We start from the raw sequence: 1113 nt of genomic DNA, 5'->3' as shown, positions 1-1113 counted from the left end.
GGCATATATAACGCCGCGGGGACCCTGGTTCGAAACTTTAGTTTCACCAACGCAAGTCCCGCTGGAACCAGTACCACCGCCCCTGCAAGTCTTATCTGGGACGGGAAGAACGACACGGGACAGATTGTTCCCGATGGGGTGTATACCTATCGGATAAGCGCCACAGACCGGGCCCAGAACACGGGGAACACCGAGTTAGGCAATATCATCGTAAACACCGAGCGACCGGTGGTAAGTCTTCTCATTAATGATAGCTTCTTCTCGCCCAATGGCGATGGAATAAAGGATACCCTGGTGTTAAGTCCGGGGGTTCCCGTAAAAGAAGGGATAACCCGCTGGGATCTAAGTATTTTGGATGGTTCTGGCGCGGTACGGCGAATCTTTGAAGGTACCACCATGGCCCCACCGGCCCAGGTCATTTTTGATGGAAAATCAGGAGAGGGGGCCCTCTTACCCGAAGGAACGTATCAGGCCCAATTACGGGTTACCTACCAGAACGGCCATGTGGCGATCACCAAATCGCCTTCTTTTGTGCTCGATATAACCGCCCCAACGGCCCGGGTGGTGGCATCCTATCCGGCCTTCTCTCCCAACAACGACGGGAACCTGGACGAAATGGAGTTTACCCAGGATAGCAGCGAAGAAATCCAGTGGACCGGCGAAATCCGCCTGGTGCAGGAAGCAGGGAAGGCCCCCGTGGCAAGCCGAACCGGTGAAGGGACAGGCATATTGATGCGCACCTTTACTTTCAGTGGGAAAGTAGACCCCCGCATCACCTGGGATGGTCGAGATTCCCAGGGGCGACCGGTACCTGATGGGGTGTATGAGTATCGACTGGTCAGCACTGACCGGGCAGGAAACCGGGGAGCCTCTAATGCGGTACAGTTTACCCTTACCACCGCCGATACGCCGGTACTTGTGAATACCGACACCCGGGCCTTCTCTCCCAATGGCGATAGGGTAAAGGATACGCTCACCATTATTCCACAGCTTCAGGTAACCGAGGGGATTGCAAGCTGGCGGCTCGAAATTCTAGACAGCCAGAATACGCCGGTTCGCATCTTTGAAGGGCGGAACACGGTACCCCAAAACACCGTATGGGATGGGAAGAAC

Annotated in this window: 1 protein-coding gene; it reads left to right on the top strand. The window is 55.3% G+C overall.

The window, feature by feature from the left end:
- Positions 1-228: 228 nt before the first annotated feature.
- The coding region (locus tag N2315_09480) for a hypothetical protein (GenBank protein MCX7829401.1) at positions 229-1113 on the top strand (885 nt) is incomplete at its 3' end.

This window comes from Thermanaerothrix sp. (genome assembly GCA_026417795.1).
GTDB lineage: Bacteria > Synergistota > Synergistia > Synergistales > Synergistaceae > Thermanaerovibrio.
This window is presented reverse-complemented; position numbering and strand designations above follow the sequence as displayed.